Here is a 19,607-nt window from a genome sequence, read left to right on the forward strand (position 1 = left end):
TACTATAACAAAAAGTAATATAAATAAACTAAAATTAACTATTTATCTGTAGCATCAAATTAATGAAAAAATGCTCAAAAATTATACCCGACTGTTTTTGTCGGGTATGGTTGACGGTAACTTTGACCCATGCTAGTATCTGAAAAATCTAAATAGTTCTGAGAAATGAAGTAGGGAGTAAAGACTATGACCCATGCCACAAAAACTCATAACCAAATCGAAACGACAAACACAGCCGTAGAAAACCTTAGATGCAAAGAATGTGGAGAAGAATACCCCTTAGAAGCAAAACACATATGTGAAGACGTGTGCTTTGGCCCTTTAGAAGTTAAATATAATTACGAAAAGCTCTCTCAAATAGTAAGTAGGGCCACAATAGAAGCAGGCCCTAAGTCTATCTGGCGTTATCGACATTTCCTACCAGTGGTAACAGACAACTTTATAGATGTAGGAACAGGTATGACTCCCCTCGTAAAATCAGAACGTTTAGCACGTCGCCTGGGTCTAAAAAATCTCTATATTAAAAATGATGCAGTAAATATGCCTACCCTTAGTTTCAAAGATAGGGTAGTATCAGTGGCCTTAAGTCGCGCTAGAGAATTAGGTTTCTCTACAGTATCTTGTGCAAGTACAGGTAACCTAGCTAACTCTACCGCAGCGATCGCGGCCAAAGCTGGATTAGAATGTTGTGTATTTATTCCTGCTGACTTAGAAGCAGGAAAAGTTCTTGGTACCTTAATTTACAACCCAACACTCATGGCAGTTAAAGGGAACTATGACCAAGTAAACCGCCTTTGTTGCGAAGTAGCAAATAGCTACGGTTGGGGCTTTGTAAATATTAATCTCCGCCCATATTATTCAGAAGGTTCAAAAACTCTTGGTTTTGAAGTTGCTGAACAACTAGGATGGCAACTACCAGATCATGTGGTTGCTCCTATTGCTTCTGGTTCCCTTTACACCAAAATTTACAAAGGGTTCCAAGAGTTTATCAAAGTAGGTTTAGTGGAAGATAAGGCAGTTCGTTTTAGTGGAGCCCAAGCTGAAGGTTGTTCACCAGTAGCTCAAGCATTTAAGGAGGAGCGTGATTTTATATCACCAGTTAAACCTAATACTATTGCTAAGTCAATTGCTATTGGCAACCCGGCAGATGGTGTCTACGCACTAGAGTTAGCTCGTAAAACAAATGGTAACATTGAATCTGTGAATGATACTGAGATTATTGAAGGTATAAAATTATTAGCAGAAACAGAAGGTATATTTACAGAAACAGCGGGTGGTACAACTATTGCTGTATTGAAAAAGTTAGTAGAGGCAGGTAAAATTGACCCTGAAGAGACTACTGTTGTTTACATTACAGGCAATGGCTTAAAGACTCAAGAAGCAGTACAAGGTTATGTCGGCGAACCTTTAACAATAGAAGCAAAGCTGGATAGTTTTGAAAGAGCATGGGAACGCGCTCAAACATTAGAACGTCTTGACTGGCAACAAGTTTTGGTTTAATTTTTCGTTATCCTATGGGATTTTTATGATAAATTCCTAGGAAACTTAAGGTTATATATAGTAATCCTATTTTTATGTGGTCTAAAATATTACCATTTTTTGGCAATATGTAATGAGTAATAGTTTTGGAGTTTATTTCTAGTTTTTGAATTTTTGCAATAGTTTGATAGGATTACTATATTAGTTTTGGAAAAATAATTTTTTTGTGAAAAAGATAACTATATTATTGAATTAACCATAATAATAAGTATCTACAAATTAAGCGTTATTTATACGAGTTAATTAACAAGTTATGGCAATCAAAGTTTTAATTCCTACTGCATTGCAAAAGTTTACTAACAATGAATCACAAATTGAATGTAGTGCTGGTAATATTTTAGATTTAATTGAATCTCTAGAAGCTAAATATCCTGGTATAAAAAAAAGTCTTTGTGATGATAAAGGAGAACCAAGAAGATTTTTAAATTTCTATGTTAATAGTGAAGATATTAGATTCTTAGAAGGAACAAAAACATCTATAAAAGATGGGGATGAAGTTAGTATTGTTCCTGCTGTTGCTGGTGGTTGAGTTAGTTGGGATAAAAAGTGTTGGAAAACCTACCCCATGGGATATCCTATGAAAGAAATTGGCGATCGCTTTTAACTTAATACATTACTTCCCTCTAAGGGTATATATCATGGCTTTTGAGCATTATACCTAGGTAATTTTTATTGTAATAGTAGTGTATTGTAGTTATTTTTGTGAAGAGACAAGGTAGTGGGAGCAAAGTGCTCCCGTACTATTCTATTTACCATTACTATATAAAGAATACTAAAATTTATAATACAAGAGTGTGACTATTCATACCTTAGTACTTTATTACTGCTTTTCAAATTTGCGTTTCAAAAATGTCCCATACTTTGGTCTAGCCCAAGAGATGGTATATCATAGCTGCTGATTACTATTTCCTATTATGTAAAGCTAATATGGAACTTAAAGATTTTCTCGGAACAGACCTTAAATACGACGTAAAAGCCCTCGCTGATGATGAATACTTAACTTGCGAGATTCAGGCCATACTAATTGACTTAAATATGCTTAACCCTCCAATAGATGGCATATTTGGCCCATTGACTACGGCAGCACTTCATCGGTTTCAAGTAGAGCAAAAAAGTGGTGAAGCGGGATATTTAGGAGAAAAAACTATCAAAAAATTGTGGGATGCAAAAGAAGCAAATATTTTTGCAGCTCCAATTATATTAAGAACTACAAAAGAAACTATTCTGAAGTTAAGACCTCTTCTATCTTCTCAATTATCTGATTCAGAAAAGCATCAAATGTCTGCTCATCAAGAATTTGAACTTTTAGCTTACACTCCAGTTAGAAATCATTTTCGGGTTGCTTTTCGTAATTATAAATATAATGGTTTAGGGGTTTGGTATGTTGATGAAAAAAAGGTTGAAATTTATGAAAATAATCAAGTTGTACATCCTAAGCTGAAGCCAGAAAGTATTAAAATAAAAGTTCCTTACAAAACAAAATTAGATGATTTGTATAATCCTACAGGTTTATGTAATATTACTTCAATAGCTTCATGTTTAGAATTTTTAGAAGTAAATCGTAAGTCGAATTATGGTGAGTTTGAAGATGAACTTTATGAGTATGCTTTAAGTCAAGGTTACAGTCGTCATCATCCATATCATTTAGTTAAAATTATAAGGGATTATGGATGTAAAGATACTTTTAAAACTCATGCTACTATTCAAGAGGTTCAAGACTCTCTAATAGCAGGAAACCCTGTGGCTATACACAGTTATTTTACTTCTTTTGGTCATCTAATTGTTGGTGTTGGTTTTGATAATAAAGGATTATTTATCCATGACCCATATGGGGAATGGTCTTCTACTAAATATCGGACTGACCTAAGTGGTGCTTGTCTACATTGTTCTTATGAGTTAATTCGTAATGTTTGTATGCCAGATGGTAATTTCTGGGTACATTTTATTTCAAAGTAGAAGCGATCGCGATACATAGACTATTAATAGTTATTATTAATAATAGAGGCTGAAATAAACTCTTTCTTCAAATAATATCATCTCTTCCGGTACAAAACACCTCAGGTAGTCTCTCTAGTCTCACTACTTCAATAGTGTTTTGTGCTTGAGCGGCTTGCAAGGCTGAGAACAATTCTATTCTTAACTGAGTGGTAATAACGCTCAGGAATAATTTGCCAGAATAAAGTTTAGTGTTTATGGCGGCAAGCGATCGCTAAACCAGAAAAGGATAGATATGGCAATTCTATTTTATTTATGTTGAAAATCCTGCCACTTTTTGAGAATAGGTAATGGTGTAATGGTCAATAGGGAAGAGTTTTAGAGTTTATTTCTAGTTTTTAAATTGTCACAACTTACGAGGGAATTGCTATACAATTTGATACATTGTTTATAGCTACTGAAAAGCTAGCACAATTTTATTTTGTATTCATTAGCAGCATGTTCATTTCTGAGCTTAACTCACTCTTTTTCTAGCTTTTCGATACGAGATTCCAGAGAAGCACCACTAGCATTAGTGGTAGAGTTGATAGCTTATTCAAGTCTAGTAAAAAACATAATTAGATATCTCCTGTCAATAATTAATAACTAACAATTAATAATTTATAAGCAAAGTTATGATATTTGATTGGTTAACAAATATAGCCATAGTCAAAGCAGAAAAGCTTAGACATAGCCTAGCTAAATGGAATAATTATTATTCAGATTTATTATCATTATAAGGTAGTTTTTTTTATTTGACAAGATATCTTATATTTGACTTTTTTATGGGAATAATTATTGTTTGAAAAGCAAAATTTATTGGTTAATAAAAAGGAATAACATTTGATAAATTGAGGAATACTAAAATCACAAAAAAGAATAATATTTAATCTGGATTTTGTCTTATAGTTTGTGTCTAATTCTATTCGTTGAATTTTATATTACAAATATATTACATTGATTTGAAAAAATTTTTCGACTCGCCAGAGGCGAGACTCATGAGAGAAAAAAAAACACAGAGTAAAGGGCAAAAGAGGAAAAGAATAAAGGGTTAAAGAGTTCTCCCGCCATCGCAGACAAGACGAAAACCAGTATCGTAGTTGAGGTCGACGCGCCTATAAAAGTAGTTGCGAACCGCAGAACGGCAATTAATAGGAAGGTTGAGCCAAGAACCGCCCCGCAGCGGTGATCGTTCTTTATTTCCATTTAGCCAAACACTGCCATCTGTAGGCGCACCAGCATAGTTATTATGCCATTCATCCGCACACCACTCCCACACATTTCCATGCATGTCATACAAACCAAAAGCATTAGCAGGAAATTGACCTACAGGAGTTGTTTGTTCTCTATATTTTCCTTTTGGTCCATTGCCGTAAGTGTAGTTACCATCATAGTTAACTAATTCAGTTGTTATAGTCTCTCCAAAGTAGAAAGGTGTAGTAGTTCCTGCGCGACAAGCATATTCCCACTCTGCTTCACTCGGTAGTCTATAGTCTCTTCCTGTTTTCTTAGAGAGCTTTTGACAAAACTCTGTAGCGTTATTCCAACTTACACATTCCACAGGGCGATTTTTTCCTTTAAATTCCGAAGGATCATTTCCCATTATTGCTTGCCACTGTTGTTGAGTAACGACATACTTTCCCATCCAAAATTCTGGCACATCTACATAATGTTGCGGACCTTCCTTGTCAAGTCTTTCTGCTTCCGTATCTGGAGACCCCATTAGAAACCTACCTCCAGGAATTTTCACCATTTCTAAAGACACTCCATTACCCAAATCTTCAATTATCTGTCTAGCGCTTTCTTGCCTACGGTTAACAATACTTCCAGAAGCATTAACCCTTACAACTTCAAAAGTAAATAATTTTCCTTTTTCTGGTTGAGATGTTTGTGGCTGAGATATTTGTGGTGGAGAAATATGCTGAGTTTTCCCGCCATCGCAGACAAGACGAAAACCAGTAATGAAGAAGTGGTCGTCGCGCCTAACAGAGTAGGTGTCGCGAACCGCAGAACGGCAATAATTAGGAAGGTCGTACCAAGAACCGCCCCGCAGCGGTGATCGTTCTTTATTTCCATTTAGCCAAACACTGCCATCTGTAGGCGCACCAGCATAGTTATTATGCCATTCATCCGCACACCACTCCCACACATTTCCATGCATGTCATACAAACCAAAAGCATTAGCAGGAAATTGACCTACAGGAGTTGTTTGTTCTCTATATTTTCCTTTTGGTTCATTGCCGTAAGTGTACTTGCCATCATAGTTGACTAATTCAGTTGTTATAGTCTCTCCAAAGTAGAAAGGTGTAGTTGTCCCAGCACGACAAGCATATTCCCACTCTGCTTCACTCGGTAGTCTATAGTCTCTTCCTGTTTTCTTAGAGAGCTTTTGACAAAACTCTGTAGCGTTATTCCAACTTACACATTCCACAGGGCGATTTTTTCCTTTAAATTTCGAAGGATCATTTCCCATTATTGCTTGCCACTGTTGTTGAGTAACGACATACTTTCCCATCCAAAATTCTGGCACATCTACATAATGTTGCGGACCTTCATTACTATGTCTTTTTGCTTCCGTATTTGGAGACCCCATTAGAAACCTACCTCCAGGAATTTTTACCATTTCTAAAGACACTCCATTACCCAAATCTTCAATTATCTGTCTAGCGCTTTCTTGCCTACGGTTAACAATACTTCCAGAAGCATTAACCCTTACAACTTCAAAAGTAAATAATTTTCCTTTTTCTGGTTGAGCTCTTTGTGGCTGAGATATTTGTGGTGGAGAAATATGCTGAGTTTTCCTTTGAGAAGTCGGTTGAATAACAGACAAAATTTCTCCTACATTTTGAAACCTTTTCTTAGTTGCTCCCACAATCATTTTATCCAATATTTCCCCACATTCATTACTCACATTTGATTGTAAATAATCCCGCCATACCCAATCATTTTCACTCACATCAAATAAGTCAAAAGGTTCTATTTGAGTTAATAAATGAATACAAGTTACACCTAGACTATAAATATCACTTACAAAACTTGCTTTTCCTACTGACTGTTCTGGTGCCACATATCCCGCAGAACCTATAACCGTTCCCGTTCTTCCTAAAGCTGTCATTGTCGCATATTTAGCTGCTCCACAATCTACTAATACTAATTGATTATCTTTTCTTCTCCTAATAATATTTTCTGGTTTAATATCTCTGTGAATAATTTGTTGGGAATGAATAAATTCTAAAACTGGTAATAAACTTTTTAATAATTCTAATATTTGATTTTCACTAAAAGCACCTGACTCTTCTAGTTCCTGCTTTAAATTTTGCCCATCAATAAATTCTTGCACTAAATATTGCCGATTATTCTGAGTAAAATATGCTAAAAGTTCTGGTATTTGTGAATGCCTACCTAAACCATCTAAACGTTCTGCTTCTTGAGCAAATAATTTCGCAGCTTTTTCCAAATTTTTAGTTCCTTGTGCTTGAGGAAAAAATTGTTTAATTACACAAAAAGGCTTTGAAGGTTTATCTTCATCTACAGCTTGAAAAGTTCTACCAAAACCTCCTTCTCCGATTATTTTCAGAGGGCGATAACGTTCTCTTAATACTAATTTTTCACCACAGCTAGTACAGAATTTTGTTTGTGCTTGGTTAACTTCTAAACAGTCAGGGTTTAAACATTGAGTCGTTTCAATTTTTAGAGTCATTTTAATTTTTAGTTATAAAATTATGCAGATAAATTATATAAAGCTATAATTATAGCAATGCTATTTTATTTGTGGCAAAAATCTTACTGCTTTTTAGGTAACAAGCAACAGGCAACAGCCAACAGGTAAGAGACTCAACTTTTTGATCTACTTTTTGATTTGCCGGAACCTATGGGCGGATGGCTATATCTATTCTCATCATTTTCACACAGCCCTACTCTAAGAACTCTTAAAACTGCTGGGACCATAGAAACCGGGTTTCTTCTTTCGAGTCTCTTGTTGTTACCTTTATAGCTGTTGTGAGATTCTCCCACTGCGACCATAAGGACCTTGTATACAACATCCTCAACATTAATTCATATTTTTTACCTAGAAATGAAACACTTATGAAACCGCTTTTGTTATTTTCATACTTAAATCTAACCAAGTTGACCGAGTAATAGGAGCACTAGTCGAAATATAATCAACTCCGGTTTCCGCAACATTTCTAATAGTTTCCAGGGTAATATTTCCCGAGGCTTCAATTTTAATCCGACTATTATTTTGCCGAATCATTTTAACCGCTTGCTCCATCACTTCAACAGACATATTATCAAGCATAATAATATCCGCTTGATGCTCCAAAGCCCTCTCAACCTCCACCAATGTTTCCGTCTCCACCTCAATAGTCAAAGGATAAGGTATCCTTTCTCTCACCTTAGCGATCGCTTCCCCAATACCTCCAGCAGCAGCAATATGATTATCTTTAATCATCACCCCATCATCCAAACCCATCCGATGATTTTTCGCCCCACCAACTTGAGTAGCATACTTTTCCAAAATTCTCAGACCAGGGGTTGTTTTCCGAGTATCAACCAACTGTACTGGCAGACCAGCAATTTTCTCCACATATTTACGAGTCATAGTTGCTATCCCACTCAGACGCATCCCCAAATTTAAAGCCACCCTTTCCCCAGTCAGTAAACTATCTAAAGACCCATCCAACTTAGCAACTACAGTTCCCTTCTCACACCATTCTCCCTCAGCAACAGTAGGTAAAAAGTTTACCTGCTGGTCTAGAAGTTCAAATACCCTAGCGGCTATAGGCAAACCTGCAATAACCCCAGGCTCCTTTATTAACCAATGGCCTGTTCCTACAATTACCTCATCTTCTAGTAAAAGGCCAGAAGTTGTGCGATCGCCGCGACCAATATCTTCTAGCAACCAATCTTTTAATAAATTATCTAATATTATTTTTGGAGGTATGACCCCTTTCATAGTTTTCCCTATTTGCGAAAATCAAACAAAAAATTTTTTTCCAGTACAATCAATAATAACCATCTTGTACATTCCCCATATCTCTACTACTTTAAGATTAAAATACAGGGTCGATCAAAATATCCATGCTGAACTGAAAAAGCATTAAATCCACCCTTTCATTTTCAGTTAATTGTAGTTAACCTTATATATTTGCTGATATGCTCCAATAATTGATAATACCACCTGATTCAGAAAATTAATGATTAACTCAGCAATTCATTTGTCCAGTACTAAAACCTCCATCAACTCTAGCAATAGTTAAAGTAGATAGCCATAGTTCAGATTAGCAATTTTAGCCAGCACTGGAGCAACCATATTCATCTTTTCCCATCCCATTAAAAATATAGGAAACTCAAATTTTTTTTTTCAGACAAACTCTTCATCATTATTAGTAACTAGATGAACTTAGGGATAACTCATTTTGTAAGCTCGTTTAACTTCAAAATTAATTTTTCAAAGTTACTTAATCATTTTTGAGGGTCAATGTCCCTTTGTCTTAACCCTTGTCCACTCCCGGCCAAGTTTGATCAACAGACATCTGGGCCAAAATAAAATATTTTAATTAGCCTGATTACTAATTATTATTAGGCCAGGAATTTTGCTAAATTCCATTAAACTAACCAAAAAAAAACAAAGGTCCTTTTGTATCGTTAAAAGGACCTTTGTTTATATTTAACCTGGCATCGTGCTATTTTACCGGGCAGCTACCCACCGAGTATCTTCACCACTGCAGCGTTTCACTTCCGAGTTCGAGATGGATCGGAGTGGTTCCACTGCGTCATAGACACCAGGAAAAGCTAGTTAACTATAATCTTTTTTGTTATAATTACCTTTGACTGTTCAGGTCGCCGGTTGCTTTCTTTTCCTTACATTTACTACTATAAATACCTTTTCCATAAATGTCAACCCCCTAAGCAAAATTTTTTTTTCACCCCCAACTTTTCCCTAAAATCGGCCATTTTTCCTAAAATCAGGCACCCAAAAACTGTCATCTAGGGGCCATCTGTATATTTGTGGCCCAAATTAAGCTCTAACCTTTCTTCTTTACTGAATTTTCCCTTTTTTCTCAAACCATTTAACAACTTGTTGGACAGTTAAATCCTGAAGTGCTACAGCAGATTCTTGAGCAACTTGTTTTAAAGGGGACAAGGAGGCCATCACCAATCTAGTAAAGAAGCTCTCAAAACTAGGGTCTGAATCTAAATTTTGCTTCAGACTTTTGTCCTTTTGCATCCAAGCCTTCACCTGTTCAGCAGGTATTTCCTCTAGAGTCAAACCTGTTTCCCTTGCTATTTGCCTTAAACACCTTAAAGAATAAATGGCCAAACGCGTTGAAAACTTATCTTTTGAAGTTAAGAGAGCTGCATCAACTTGAGCCGACTCCTCGGAAGTTAAAAAATTTAGAGATGATTCCATATTAACTTTATGATTTGATATTTTTTGACTGACGGGAAAGGGGCATTCTAACAAAAGTTAAAAGTCAAAGGTCAAAAAGAGGAGGTTAAATTCTCAGTACCCACTGTATTGTATTTAGGAATTTGAGAATATTCTCACAAAAATGGCCACTGCTGCGATATGTCACTTTGAGTAATCTCTTTTTAAAATTTTATTTTTTAGTAATTAAATAACCACAGCGATGTTCTCCATTAACAATTGAGTGGGTTCTTTCCACAGTACAATCAGGCAGTACAGCACCAAACATCTCTAATTCATGGCCACAAACAATGGGAAAAGATTCGGCCACATTAGATATGGCACAATTATGTTCTATTAATATATAGCCTTCAACTTCCTCTAAACTTGAATCACTTTTGAATTGTGAGTTTTGAGTTTTGACCTGTTCATTAGGGTACAATTCTGCCATGTAGCCCTCAGCTTTGCGAATTTCTACTAATTGGGCCATCCGCTCCTGTACTGAGCCTGTCCCCAATAGTTGGCGATAGTGCATTGCTTTGCGTTGCCATTGTTCGTGCAGCACTTGGCTGAGTTGCTCATGTCCCATAGTTTCGGCAAAGGTATCGAGGAAAGAAACAGCGAATTTATCGTAGCTGTGGGGAAAGCGATCGCGTCCCTGGGTTGTCAGTTCATAAATATGTTGTGGCCTTCCCGTTCCTGTTCCTACTGATTTGTATGTAATTAGTCCTTCTCGTTCCAGATCCTTCAAATGACGACGTATAGCTTGGGGACTAATTTCTAGGGACTTAGCTAATTCTAAGGCAGTAGCTTGAGTTTGCTTCATCAAATGTTGCAGAATTTCTTGTTTGGTTGAATTTTGTTGAGTCGTTTCCATCATTTCAGTTATCAGTTATCAGTTATTAATACCGACCCCCTTCAGCCAGGGACTTAAATACTTATGACAAAAAATCTTTGTCGTCCCCTATCCCAGGGCGGGAGACCTAATTTTTTGGTTTTTTGGTAAAAAAAAAATATTTTTACTAGACTTTGACAATATTAGTATTGTTAATGTAACATAAAAGAGAATTAAACAACAAATAAGTTGTTTAAGTATCCACCAAGTAAATATAACGAGGAAATTAAGTATAATGACTGCTAAAGTAACAAGTTTAGTCAATCAACCTTATAAATATGGTTTTGTCACTGATATTGAGTCAGACACAATTCCTCGTGGACTAAGCGAAGACATAGTTCGTCTGATATCTGCTAAAAAGAATGAACCAGAGTTCATGCTCAACTTTCGTCTCAAAGCATACAAGAAGTGGCTGCAAATGAAAGAACCACTTTGGGCACATGTTGACTATCCAAAAATAGACTATCAGAATATTATTTACTATTCAGCACCAAAATTGCAAGACAAGAAGAAAAGTCTAGAGGAAGTAGACCCTACTTTGTTAGAAACTTTTGAGAAACTTGGCATTCCCCTCTCAGAGCAGAAACGTCTAAGCAACGTTGCGGTTGATGCTGTGTTTGATAGTGTTTCTGTTGCTACTACTTTTAAAGAAAAGCTGGCTGAGGAAGGGGTAATTTTTGGCTCTATATCTGAAGCAGTACAGGAACATCCAGAGTTAGTAGAAAAATATCTGGGTAGTGTTGTACCAGTGGGGGATAATTTTTTTGCGGCTCTTAATTCTGCTGTGTTTAGTGATGGGTCTTTTGTGTTTATTCCTAAAGGTGTAAAGTGTCCGATGGATCTATCGACATACTTTAGAATTAATAATGGTGAGTCTGGTCAGTTTGAGCGGACTTTAATTGTGGCAGAGGAGGGTAGTTCAGTAACATATTTGGAAGGTTGCACTGCTCCAATGTTCGATACTAACCAACTTCACGCTGCGGTAGTTGAGCTGGTTACCCTTGACAATGCTGAAATTAAATATTCAACTGTGCAAAATTGGTTTGCTGGGGATGAAAATGGTAAAGGTGGTATTTATAATTTTGTGACTAAGCGCGGTTTGTGTAAAGGAGTAAATTCTAAAATTTCTTGGACTCAGGTAGAGACTGGTTCAGCTATTACCTGGAAATATCCTAGTTGTGTTTTGGTGGGTGATAACTCAGTGGGAGAATTTTATTCTGTTGCTCTAACTAATAATAAACAACAAGCAGATACAGGCACAAAAATGGTACATGTTGGCAAAAATACTCGCAGTACAATTATTTCTAAAGGTATTTCTGCTGGGAACTCCGCTAATAGTTACCGTGGTTTAGTAAAAATGGGGCCTGGTGCTAAGGGATCACGGAACTATTCTCAATGTGACTCAATGTTAATAGGCGATCGCGCACAAGCAAATACTTTTCCTTATATTCAAGTAGATAATAATACTGCTAAGGTTGAACATGAAGCTTCTACTTCTAAAATTGGAGTTGACCAACTTTTCTATTTTGCTCAAAGAGGTATTTCTCCTGAGGATGCGGTTTCTATGATTATTAGTGGTTTTTGTAAGGATGTATTTAATGAATTACCAATGGAGTTTGCTGCGGAAGCTGATAAGTTATTGAGTCTGAAATTAGAAGGTACAGTAGGTTAAATAAGGGAGTAGGGGAGAAGGCTAAAAAATATTCATGTTTGTAATTATACCATATCAAATTAAAGTTTGTTGTAATAATTAATAATGAATGAGTTTTCTGCCAGTTACTACTTCATGTTACTAAAAAACTTTCTAACTCTTTTTTTTGCAACTTTAGTTTGGGTTTTGCACTGCAACATGATTAAATGGCAAGGCAACCCAATAAAAGTTTATATCTATAGTTTTCAGCACATCGCGTATCAGCGAAAGTAAAAACTATAGTAAAAACTATTGGTTGTCGATGATAAGTTTTATTAATTTCCTAACACTTTGGGACTAGTTATATATGATTCTAGTAGATAAAACGTCATTTTCAAATAATTAAAATCAGAGTAAGGCTTACGTACCGACCTGGTGCTCATACAAAATTTCCAGATTTGAAAAACAGTAATCAGGGTAATAAACCAGGTTTCCTCTTTGGGTGAGTAAGTCCTGAAGATAATTACAATTTACACCCCACTTAAACTTAGCAGTAATTATTAATTATTAATTAATTACTAAAGTACTTACTTCTTAGAGAAATCAAGGGTAAATTACTTAATGAAAATCATTCATAACTCTTCTTATGTAAATATGATTAAAGAAAATAGCGAAGTAATTTTATCTGTTAAAAACTTAACAGCGAATGTAGAGGGAAAAGAGATTCTCAAAGGTTTTAATCTGGAAATAAAAGCGGGAGAAATCCATGCTATTATGGGGCCAAATGGTTCTGGAAAAAGCACATTTTCTAAAGTCTTGGCTGGTCATCCGGCCTACGAAGTTACAGGTGGAGAAGTAACATTTTTAGGTAAAAATTTATTCGACATGGAACCAGAGGAACGATCATTAAATGGTGTTTTTTTGGCATTTCAATATCCTCTAGAAATTCCTGGAGTTAGTAACTTAGATTTTTTACGAGTTGCTTATAATACGAAACAAAAATATCAAGGATTAGAAGAATTAGATGCTTTTGATTTTGATGATTTGGTACAGGATAAATTAGATGTTGTGAAAATGAAACCAGAGTTTTTAGACCGGAGTGTAAATGAAGGTTTTTCTGGAGGGGAAAAGAAGCGAAATGAAATATTACAAATGGCATTGTTAGAGCCAAAATTAGCAATTTTAGATGAGACAGACTCCGGGTTAGATATTGATGCTTTGAGGATAGTGGCAAATGGAGTAAATAAATTAGCAAATGAATCAAATTCTTTGTTAATAATTACTCACTATCAACGTTTATTAAACTACATTGTTCCGGATTTTGTTCATGTAACAGAAAGTGGTAGAATTATTAAAACTGGTACAAAAGAATTAGCATTAGAATTAGAAGAAAAAGGTTACGATGATGTGACTGAAGTAGCAAAAGTTGGGGTTTAAAAAGTATGCAAATATCCGTCAAACCAGAGATATTTTATTTAGACAAATTACTTGAAGAATCTTGTAAAAAAGTTTCCCCAGCTATAGCGTCAGACTTTTCTCTAGATGTAAAGATGGCAGCTTGGTTACAACAAGTACGCGATCGCGCAGCTGCCTGGGTGCGTGAGTTGAGTATTCCTACTAAAAAAGATGAGGAATGGCGCTTTACTAATTTGTCTTCAATGATGAAGCTAAGTTTCCAAGCACCGACCCTAGTAGACTTGGATGCTTTGAATATCGCTCCATTTATTTTGCCGGAAGTAGCAGACAGTCGGTTGGTGTTTGTCAATGGGGTATTTGCTCCTCAGTTATCAGAGGTGAAAGGTATAGAAAATCAGGTATTTGTGGGCAATTTGGGGCAGTTGCCTGAGGAATATCAAAAGCGCGTTGGCAATTATTTGGCACAACAACCAGGGAGTGAAGAAGTATTTACTTGCTTAAATACTGCTGGTTTAACTGATGCAGCAGTAGTATGGTTGCCCAAAAATCAGGTGCTAGAAAAACCAATACATCTATTGTTTATTGCGACTGAGACGGAAATTCCTATATTGACTCAGCGCCGTTGTTTAGTAGTAGCAGAAAGCAATAGTAGTGGGAAAATAATTGAGCATTGTGTGACAGCAGAAGTAATTTGTCCAGAAGCACCAAATTCTCATCCCTATCTGACAAATACTGTTACAGAAATATGGGTAGAGGAAAATGCAGAAATTGATCATACTAGAGTGCAACGAGATGCAGGGGCAGCGTTTCATATTGGCAAAACAGCGATCGCTCAAGCTAAAAATAGTCGTTATACTTGTAATGCTATTAATTTGGGAGGAAGGTTATCTCGTCATAATTTAGAAGTTGTTCAAATGGGTGAGGGAACAGAAACAAATCTTTATGGTTTGGCATTTCTTAGGAATGAGCAAGAAATAGATACTCACAGCAGCATTACTTTGAATTATCCCAATAGTGTGACTGACCAACTTTATAAGTGCATTGTTGATGACAAAGCACATTCTATATTTAATGGCAAAATATATGTTTCTCAAACTGCTCAGTTGACAAATGCTGCTCAATTAAATCGTAATTTGTTGCTTTCTTCTGGAGGGAGAGTTGATACAAAGCCACAGTTAGAAATTATTGCTGATAATGTTCAATGTTCTCATGGGGCAACTGTTAGTCAGTTAGATGATGATGAGGTATTTTATTTACAAAGTCGAGGCTTGAGCCAAGAGGCAAGTCGCAATTTGTTAATTGATGCTTTTGCTGCAGAAATTCTTAACAAGTTACCTTTACCTTCTTTGCAGCGTATTTTAAAACAATGTGTCGCTTGTAAAATTTAACATAAGAAAGGATAAATAAAGTGAGTTAATAAGTTTATTTAGATCTAGAGCTAACTCAAACTTAAAAGACTAATGTTAAATAATACCTTTGTCATGTTGGCATCTTGCCTGCTATACTTAATAGCTCAAAAGAAATAAGGCCTCAAGCAACTTTATTCAAGGGGATAAAAGAGGAAATTGCAGACTTTCTGACTTCGGTATTATTGGAGGTATTGTTTTATCACCTAAAATGAACAATACAGTTCCTCCTCCAGGAGGCTAACTGATAACTAATTTTCTGGCCTCCTTATTACTGGAGCACTGTTTAACTACCCAACATGAAAAAAGCAGTTTCTCTTCTAGGAGGCTAATTTATAACTGACCATTGATAACTGATAATTAAAAAGATGACTATTATTCAAGAAAGAACTTTGGCAGAAAAATTACGTGCAGATTTTCCAATTTTAAATCAGGAAATAAATGGTGAACCACTTATTTATTTAGATAATGCTGCTACTTCCCAAAAACCATTAGCAGTTATCAACGCTTGGCAAGAATATTACCTCAAATATAATTCTAATGTGCATCGGGGTATTCATACTTTAAGCTCGAAGGCAACAGATGCTTATGAAGGGGCAAGAGATAAAGTGGCTGCTTTGATTAATGCGGCATCTCGGAATGAAATTATTTATACTCGAAATGCTAGCGAAGCAGTTAATTTGGTTGCTTATTCTTGGGGTTTAAATAATCTTAAATCAGGAGATGAAATAATTGTCTCTGTGATGGAACATCATAGTAATTTTGTTCCCTGGCAAATGGTTGCTCAAAAAACTGGATCAGTTTTAAAATTTGTTGAGTTGAATGAAACTGAAGAACTTAATTTAGAACAATATAAAGCTCTAATTTCAGACAAAACAAAGTTAGTTGCATTAGCTCATGTTTCTAATGTTTTAGGTTGTATTAATCCAATTCAAGAAATTTGTTCAATTGCTCATAAAAATGGAGCTAAAGTATTAATAGATGCTTGCCAAAGTGTACCTCATTGTGTGGTAGATGTGCAGTCAATAGATTGTGATTGGTTAGTAGCTTCCGGCCATAAAATGTGCGCTCCTACTGGTATTGGTTTTTTGTATGGTAAGTTGGAATTACTAAAAGAAATGCCACCATTTTTAGGAGGGGGTGAAATGATTTCTGAGGTGTTTCTTGATCATTATACTTATGCAGAATTACCTCATAAATTTGAAGCAGGAACCCCAGCGATAGGAGAGGCGATCGCTCTTGGTGCAGCAGTAGATTATCTCACAAATATAGGTATGGAAAAAATTCATAATTATGAAGTAGAATTAACTACCTATTTATTTAATAAATTACGTCAAATTCCTCAAATTACTATTTACGGACCTCAACCAAATACCTATGGAGAAGGTAGAGGGACATTAGTATCTTTTACAGTAGAAAATATTCATCCTAACGATTTATCAACAATGTTAGATGAAGCAGGGATAGCAATTCGTTCTGGTCATCATTGTGCTCAACCTTTGCATCAATATTTAAAGGTTTCATCCACAGCAAGAGCAAGTTTATCTTTTTATAATACTCGTGATGATATTGATATTTTTGTTGATGCTTTGAAAGATACAATCAATTTTTTTGCTGATATTATGGGTTGAAAAAATAATTGATCAAATAATTAGTAATGAAGCCTTTGGTTGGGTTTAGCTATTGCTAAACTCAACGGAAATATTTGAGTTCTACTAAATTGGCAATAATTTATAGATTAATTTGAATTTTAACTATTTTTAGCCACTTAAATAAATGAAATTTCTGTGGTTTTCTCTACTCGTTACAGCAGTTTTTTGGCACCCTAGACAACAGTAGGAAGTTTACATACAACATCCCTATATGCAAGTCTCGACAAGGTTTTAGTTATGGCAATGTCGTTCATTAATTTGCATTAATTTGAAAAGCGCTGTTAATCAAAAATTATAACGGGAGCTTCTGAAACGAGGATAACTATACCCAAGTCTCAGAAGTTTCTGACTTTAGGGGCTGACTAAGGTCTAAGCTTTGTATAGCTATACAAAATGAGACCCACCTCCCTTCATATTTTATTTAATATGTTTCGTGTTCCATTCTCGTGTCTATCTAATACTTTTCTAAATTTATGACTATTGGGAGTTCTGAGTGATAGATATGAGTAATAAATTTTTAGGTACTTTGCTATTAGAATTGCTACAATAAGTGTGAAGTATTATGAAGATTTACTGTAAAAAAGGTGTTGCTGAACTAAGGGATGAGTCTTTGCAGAGTTTGCAGAAAAGGTAAATTCTATCTTTGACTTCCTATTTCTCTAAAACTGTAATTCATCCTGTAAATATGAAACGCTTTTAAAAATGACAGGCATATTTTGCTCCTACTGCTGGAAGTTTTATAAATTACTTGGAAAAGCTATATTATATATGTTGGGTTAATAGTGGGGATGAGCTTTCCTGCGGAATGGTGTGCCTAGGCTAATGCACCACCCAACCGCGACTAAAATTCCTAAATTTTTTTTCAATTAATAGAGGCGATAAGTATGAGAGAATGGAATCTAAATAAACTTATAGTTATTAACTTAATTGTTCTGAATGTTGCGATTATTTTATTAGCAATAGTATTGATTTTTTTTCCCTATCAAACTTTAGCAACTTCTACCCCTAAACCTCAAGGAAAAACAGAGTCAAAAACTGAATTTGTAAATTCAGAAAAGTTAAGTCAGGGTAGGAAGAGACGATATGAGTATAAGGTTGAATATCAATTTGGTTTTCCTCAAAGTGAGCAAGAAAGAGACAATTATACAAAAGCTTTAAATGAAGCTGGAAAAGATGGGTGGGAATTAAGTCAAACTAATGTTGTTTTTAATCCTACTAATGGACAGGGTTTATATATTTTGATTTTTAAAAGAGAGAAATAAACTTTGATTTTTATCTTGATATTTAATCAGGCTGCATAAAGTTAATTTAACTCTGGTTAGAATCTGCTATTCGGGTACAGTTTATATTGTTTTTTATAGTAATACTAATTCCCAGATATTAATACTAACTATTTGTAAGAATTCATAAATTTAAGTAATGAAGATAAAGGGAATAATTTTTTTTACGATTAACGCTATTGAATTGAGTTAATGTTATAAATCATGTACAGATGTTGTATGCAAAGTCTCTAATGTCATAATTTTTTATACAATATCTCTACAATTATTCCCATCTTCTGGAATTATTTCAAGTTAGGTGTTCTACTCAAAGTGGAAGGTTGAATTTTTTTTAATAAATAGTATTAGTTAGTCCTATTTTTGTGCTACAACTTCAATTATTTCTGTATCCATAATCATCTGGTTATTACTAACTAAATTTTCGTGTTTATTGGTATTCAGACTAACAGTTATTTTATTCTTACCTGGCTCTAAATTTCCGAGATAATACCAATTGCTATAAATTCTAGTTATTTTTTTGTCGTTGATGTAAAGATGAGCATGACCTTCATTAATGTTGCTATTTTGATTAACTGTTTCTGGGGAAAATTGAAAGTTAGTTAACTTGATATGTAAATTCCATCCTTTCATGGTATCTTGATAAACAAATAAATCTACTTTAGGAACTGGTTTTTCTGATGGAATTTCTATGTTTTTATGGCTATGATTTATGTGATTGTGAGACTTATCAGCAACTAAATGATTATTAGCATAATTTACTTTGATAGCAACTCCTAATCCAGTAGCTAAAATTAGTATTGTAGATACAATCTTGAGTATTTTGTTCATCTTTTTTTTCATTATTTATGATTAGTCTGCCTACCATAAAAAATGATAGTAACTGAAGCTTAGACTAAATTTTTTGGTATTCAAATAATCTACTCAGAAGCAATAAAAACTTGCCACTTAGAACCCTTGGGTAATGTAAGGGAGGCATATGTTTTATGTTTTTAGTGCTCTTGATTATTTTTATTTATTTGGCAAGTTTAGGTAATGCTGAGATTATTCAAACTATTTAAAAAGTTTTTCTAGGACACAATTACCTTGTAGCAAAAACTGTGGATAATTCTAATACAAAAATAGTTTTAGTCTAGTTGGCTTCTGTCACTATTTTTTTTGTACGCAAGTTTTTGAGTATATTTAGTTAATATAAACTTCAGTAATGAAAATGTCAAAAGACAAGTTGTCATACTTAATCAGTAAAAAAAAAATTAAGAATTAATTAAAAAATTATATATGTTGGTGATATTTTGGTCAGTAAAAAAAAAATTAAGAATTAATTAAAAGGTTATATATGTTGGTGATATTTTGAGCGGCTAGATTGTATAATACAAGGTGAACTGCTAGAAGCGATCGCTTTGACA

At 34.8% G+C, this 19,607-nt stretch carries 13 protein-coding genes and 1 rRNA gene; 8 read left to right on the forward strand and 6 right to left on the reverse strand.

The annotated features are described in order from the left end of the window. The first annotated feature begins 186 nt into the window (after nt 1-186). The 3 genes from thrC (at nt 187) to TERY_RS20990 (ending at nt 3,495) form a co-directional block, all read left to right on the forward strand. Nucleotides 187-1,500 (forward strand): threonine synthase, encoded by a 1,314-nt coding sequence (thrC, locus tag TERY_RS20980; RefSeq protein WP_011613666.1) that lies wholly within the window; start codon nt 187-189, stop codon nt 1,498-1,500. A 292-nt stretch (nt 1,501-1,792) separates the two neighbouring features. Further along, the gene (locus tag TERY_RS20985) at nt 1,793-2,068 is read left to right on the forward strand and encodes a MoaD family protein (protein ID WP_011613667.1); all 276 of its coding nucleotides are present in this window, start codon (nt 1,793-1,795) and stop codon (nt 2,066-2,068) included. Nucleotides 2,069-2,466: 398 nt separating this feature from the next. Continuing rightward, nucleotides 2,467-3,495, forward strand: coding sequence for a C39 family peptidase (locus tag TERY_RS20990; RefSeq protein WP_011613668.1), 1,029 nt, complete (start codon nt 2,467-2,469; stop codon nt 3,493-3,495). A gap of 1,069 nt (nt 3,496-4,564) precedes the next feature. Here the strand turns inward: TERY_RS20990 and TERY_RS37585 are convergent. The 5 genes from TERY_RS37585 to sufR all read right to left on the reverse strand — a co-directional run bounded on the left by TERY_RS37585 (nt 4,565) and on the right by sufR (nt 10,805). Continuing rightward, nucleotides 4,565-7,213: an SUMF1/EgtB/PvdO family nonheme iron enzyme gene (locus tag TERY_RS37585; RefSeq protein ID WP_011613669.1), complete on the reverse strand. Its 2,649-nt coding sequence runs from the start codon at nt 7,211-7,213 to the stop codon at nt 4,565-4,567. A gap of 384 nt (nt 7,214-7,597) precedes the next feature. Further along, on the reverse strand, nt 7,598-8,470 hold the full coding sequence (nadC, locus tag TERY_RS21005) for a carboxylating nicotinate-nucleotide diphosphorylase (RefSeq protein WP_011613670.1): 873 nt from the start codon (nt 8,468-8,470) through the stop codon (nt 7,598-7,600). A gap of 717 nt (nt 8,471-9,187) precedes the next feature. Continuing rightward, nucleotides 9,188-9,304 (reverse strand): 5S ribosomal RNA (rrf, locus tag TERY_RS21010). A gap of 252 nt (nt 9,305-9,556) precedes the next feature. After that, nucleotides 9,557-9,928 (reverse strand): hypothetical protein, encoded by a 372-nt coding sequence (locus TERY_RS21015; RefSeq protein WP_011613671.1) that lies wholly within the window; start codon nt 9,926-9,928, stop codon nt 9,557-9,559. A gap of 190 nt (nt 9,929-10,118) precedes the next feature. After that, nucleotides 10,119-10,805, reverse strand: a complete 687-nt coding sequence (gene sufR / locus TERY_RS21020; RefSeq protein WP_011613672.1) for an iron-sulfur cluster biosynthesis transcriptional regulator SufR — start codon at nt 10,803-10,805, stop codon at nt 10,119-10,121. A gap of 250 nt (nt 10,806-11,055) precedes the next feature. On the opposite strand from sufR, the gene sufB reads away from it, so the two are divergent. The 5 genes from sufB to TERY_RS21045 all read left to right on the forward strand — a co-directional run bounded on the left by sufB (nt 11,056) and on the right by TERY_RS21045 (nt 18,186). Further along, nucleotides 11,056-12,492 (forward strand): Fe-S cluster assembly protein SufB, encoded by a 1,437-nt coding sequence (gene sufB, locus TERY_RS21025; protein WP_011613673.1) that lies wholly within the window; start codon nt 11,056-11,058, stop codon nt 12,490-12,492. Nucleotides 12,493-13,104: 612 nt separating this feature from the next. Then, a complete protein-coding gene (gene sufC, locus TERY_RS21030; RefSeq protein ID WP_044137890.1) occupies nt 13,105-13,887 on the forward strand; it encodes a Fe-S cluster assembly ATPase SufC in 783 nt (260 codons plus the stop codon). Between the two features lie 5 nt (nt 13,888-13,892). Beyond that, the gene (gene sufD, locus TERY_RS21035) at nt 13,893-15,254 is read left to right on the forward strand and encodes a Fe-S cluster assembly protein SufD (protein ID WP_011613675.1); all 1,362 of its coding nucleotides are present in this window, start codon (nt 13,893-13,895) and stop codon (nt 15,252-15,254) included. 386 nt (nt 15,255-15,640) lie between these two features. After that, nucleotides 15,641-16,903 (forward strand): SufS family cysteine desulfurase, encoded by a 1,263-nt coding sequence (locus TERY_RS21040; protein WP_011613676.1) that lies wholly within the window; start codon nt 15,641-15,643, stop codon nt 16,901-16,903. A gap of 905 nt (nt 16,904-17,808) precedes the next feature. Continuing rightward, nucleotides 17,809-18,186 (forward strand): DUF4177 domain-containing protein, encoded by a 378-nt coding sequence (locus TERY_RS21045; RefSeq protein ID WP_011613677.1) that lies wholly within the window; start codon nt 17,809-17,811, stop codon nt 18,184-18,186. Between the two features lie 372 nt (nt 18,187-18,558). Here the strand turns inward: TERY_RS21045 and TERY_RS21050 are convergent, their stop codons facing one another. Continuing rightward, complete coding sequence (locus TERY_RS21050) at nt 18,559-19,032, reverse strand: hypothetical protein (protein WP_071820769.1); 474 nt, start codon at nt 19,030-19,032, stop codon at nt 18,559-18,561. Nucleotides 19,033-19,607: the final 575 nt, after the last annotated feature.

The sequence above is a fragment of the Trichodesmium erythraeum IMS101 genome, assembly GCF_000014265.1.
GTDB classification, from domain to species: domain Bacteria; phylum Cyanobacteriota; class Cyanobacteriia; order Cyanobacteriales; family Microcoleaceae; genus Trichodesmium; species Trichodesmium erythraeum.

What these genes read in the sequence shown, in the direction of transcription:
- thrC (WP_011613666.1), top strand. Translation starts at nt 187, where the DNA reads ATGACCCATGCCACAAAAACTCATAACCAAATCGAAACGACAAACACA.
- TERY_RS20985 (WP_011613667.1), top strand. Translation starts at nt 1,793, where the DNA reads ATGGCAATCAAAGTTTTAATTCCTACTGCATTGCAAAAGTTTACTAAC.
- TERY_RS20990 (WP_011613668.1), top strand. Translation starts at nt 2,467, where the DNA reads ATGGAACTTAAAGATTTTCTCGGAACAGACCTTAAATACGACGTAAAA.
- TERY_RS37585 (WP_011613669.1), bottom strand. Translation starts at nt 7,213, where the DNA reads ATGACTCTAAAAATTGAAACGACTCAATGTTTAAACCCTGACTGTTTA.
- nadC (WP_011613670.1), bottom strand. Translation starts at nt 8,470, where the DNA reads ATGAAAGGGGTCATACCTCCAAAAATAATATTAGATAATTTATTAAAA.
- TERY_RS21015 (WP_011613671.1), bottom strand. Translation starts at nt 9,928, where the DNA reads ATGGAATCATCTCTAAATTTTTTAACTTCCGAGGAGTCGGCTCAAGTT.
- sufR (WP_011613672.1), bottom strand. Translation starts at nt 10,805, where the DNA reads ATGATGGAAACGACTCAACAAAATTCAACCAAACAAGAAATTCTGCAA.
- sufB (WP_011613673.1), top strand. Translation starts at nt 11,056, where the DNA reads ATGACTGCTAAAGTAACAAGTTTAGTCAATCAACCTTATAAATATGGT.
- sufC (WP_044137890.1), top strand. Translation starts at nt 13,105, where the DNA reads ATGATTAAAGAAAATAGCGAAGTAATTTTATCTGTTAAAAACTTAACA.
- sufD (WP_011613675.1), top strand. Translation starts at nt 13,893, where the DNA reads ATGCAAATATCCGTCAAACCAGAGATATTTTATTTAGACAAATTACTT.
- TERY_RS21040 (WP_011613676.1), top strand. Translation starts at nt 15,641, where the DNA reads ATGACTATTATTCAAGAAAGAACTTTGGCAGAAAAATTACGTGCAGAT.
- TERY_RS21045 (WP_011613677.1), top strand. Translation starts at nt 17,809, where the DNA reads ATGAGAGAATGGAATCTAAATAAACTTATAGTTATTAACTTAATTGTT.
- TERY_RS21050 (WP_071820769.1), bottom strand. Translation starts at nt 19,032, where the DNA reads ATGAACAAAATACTCAAGATTGTATCTACAATACTAATTTTAGCTACT.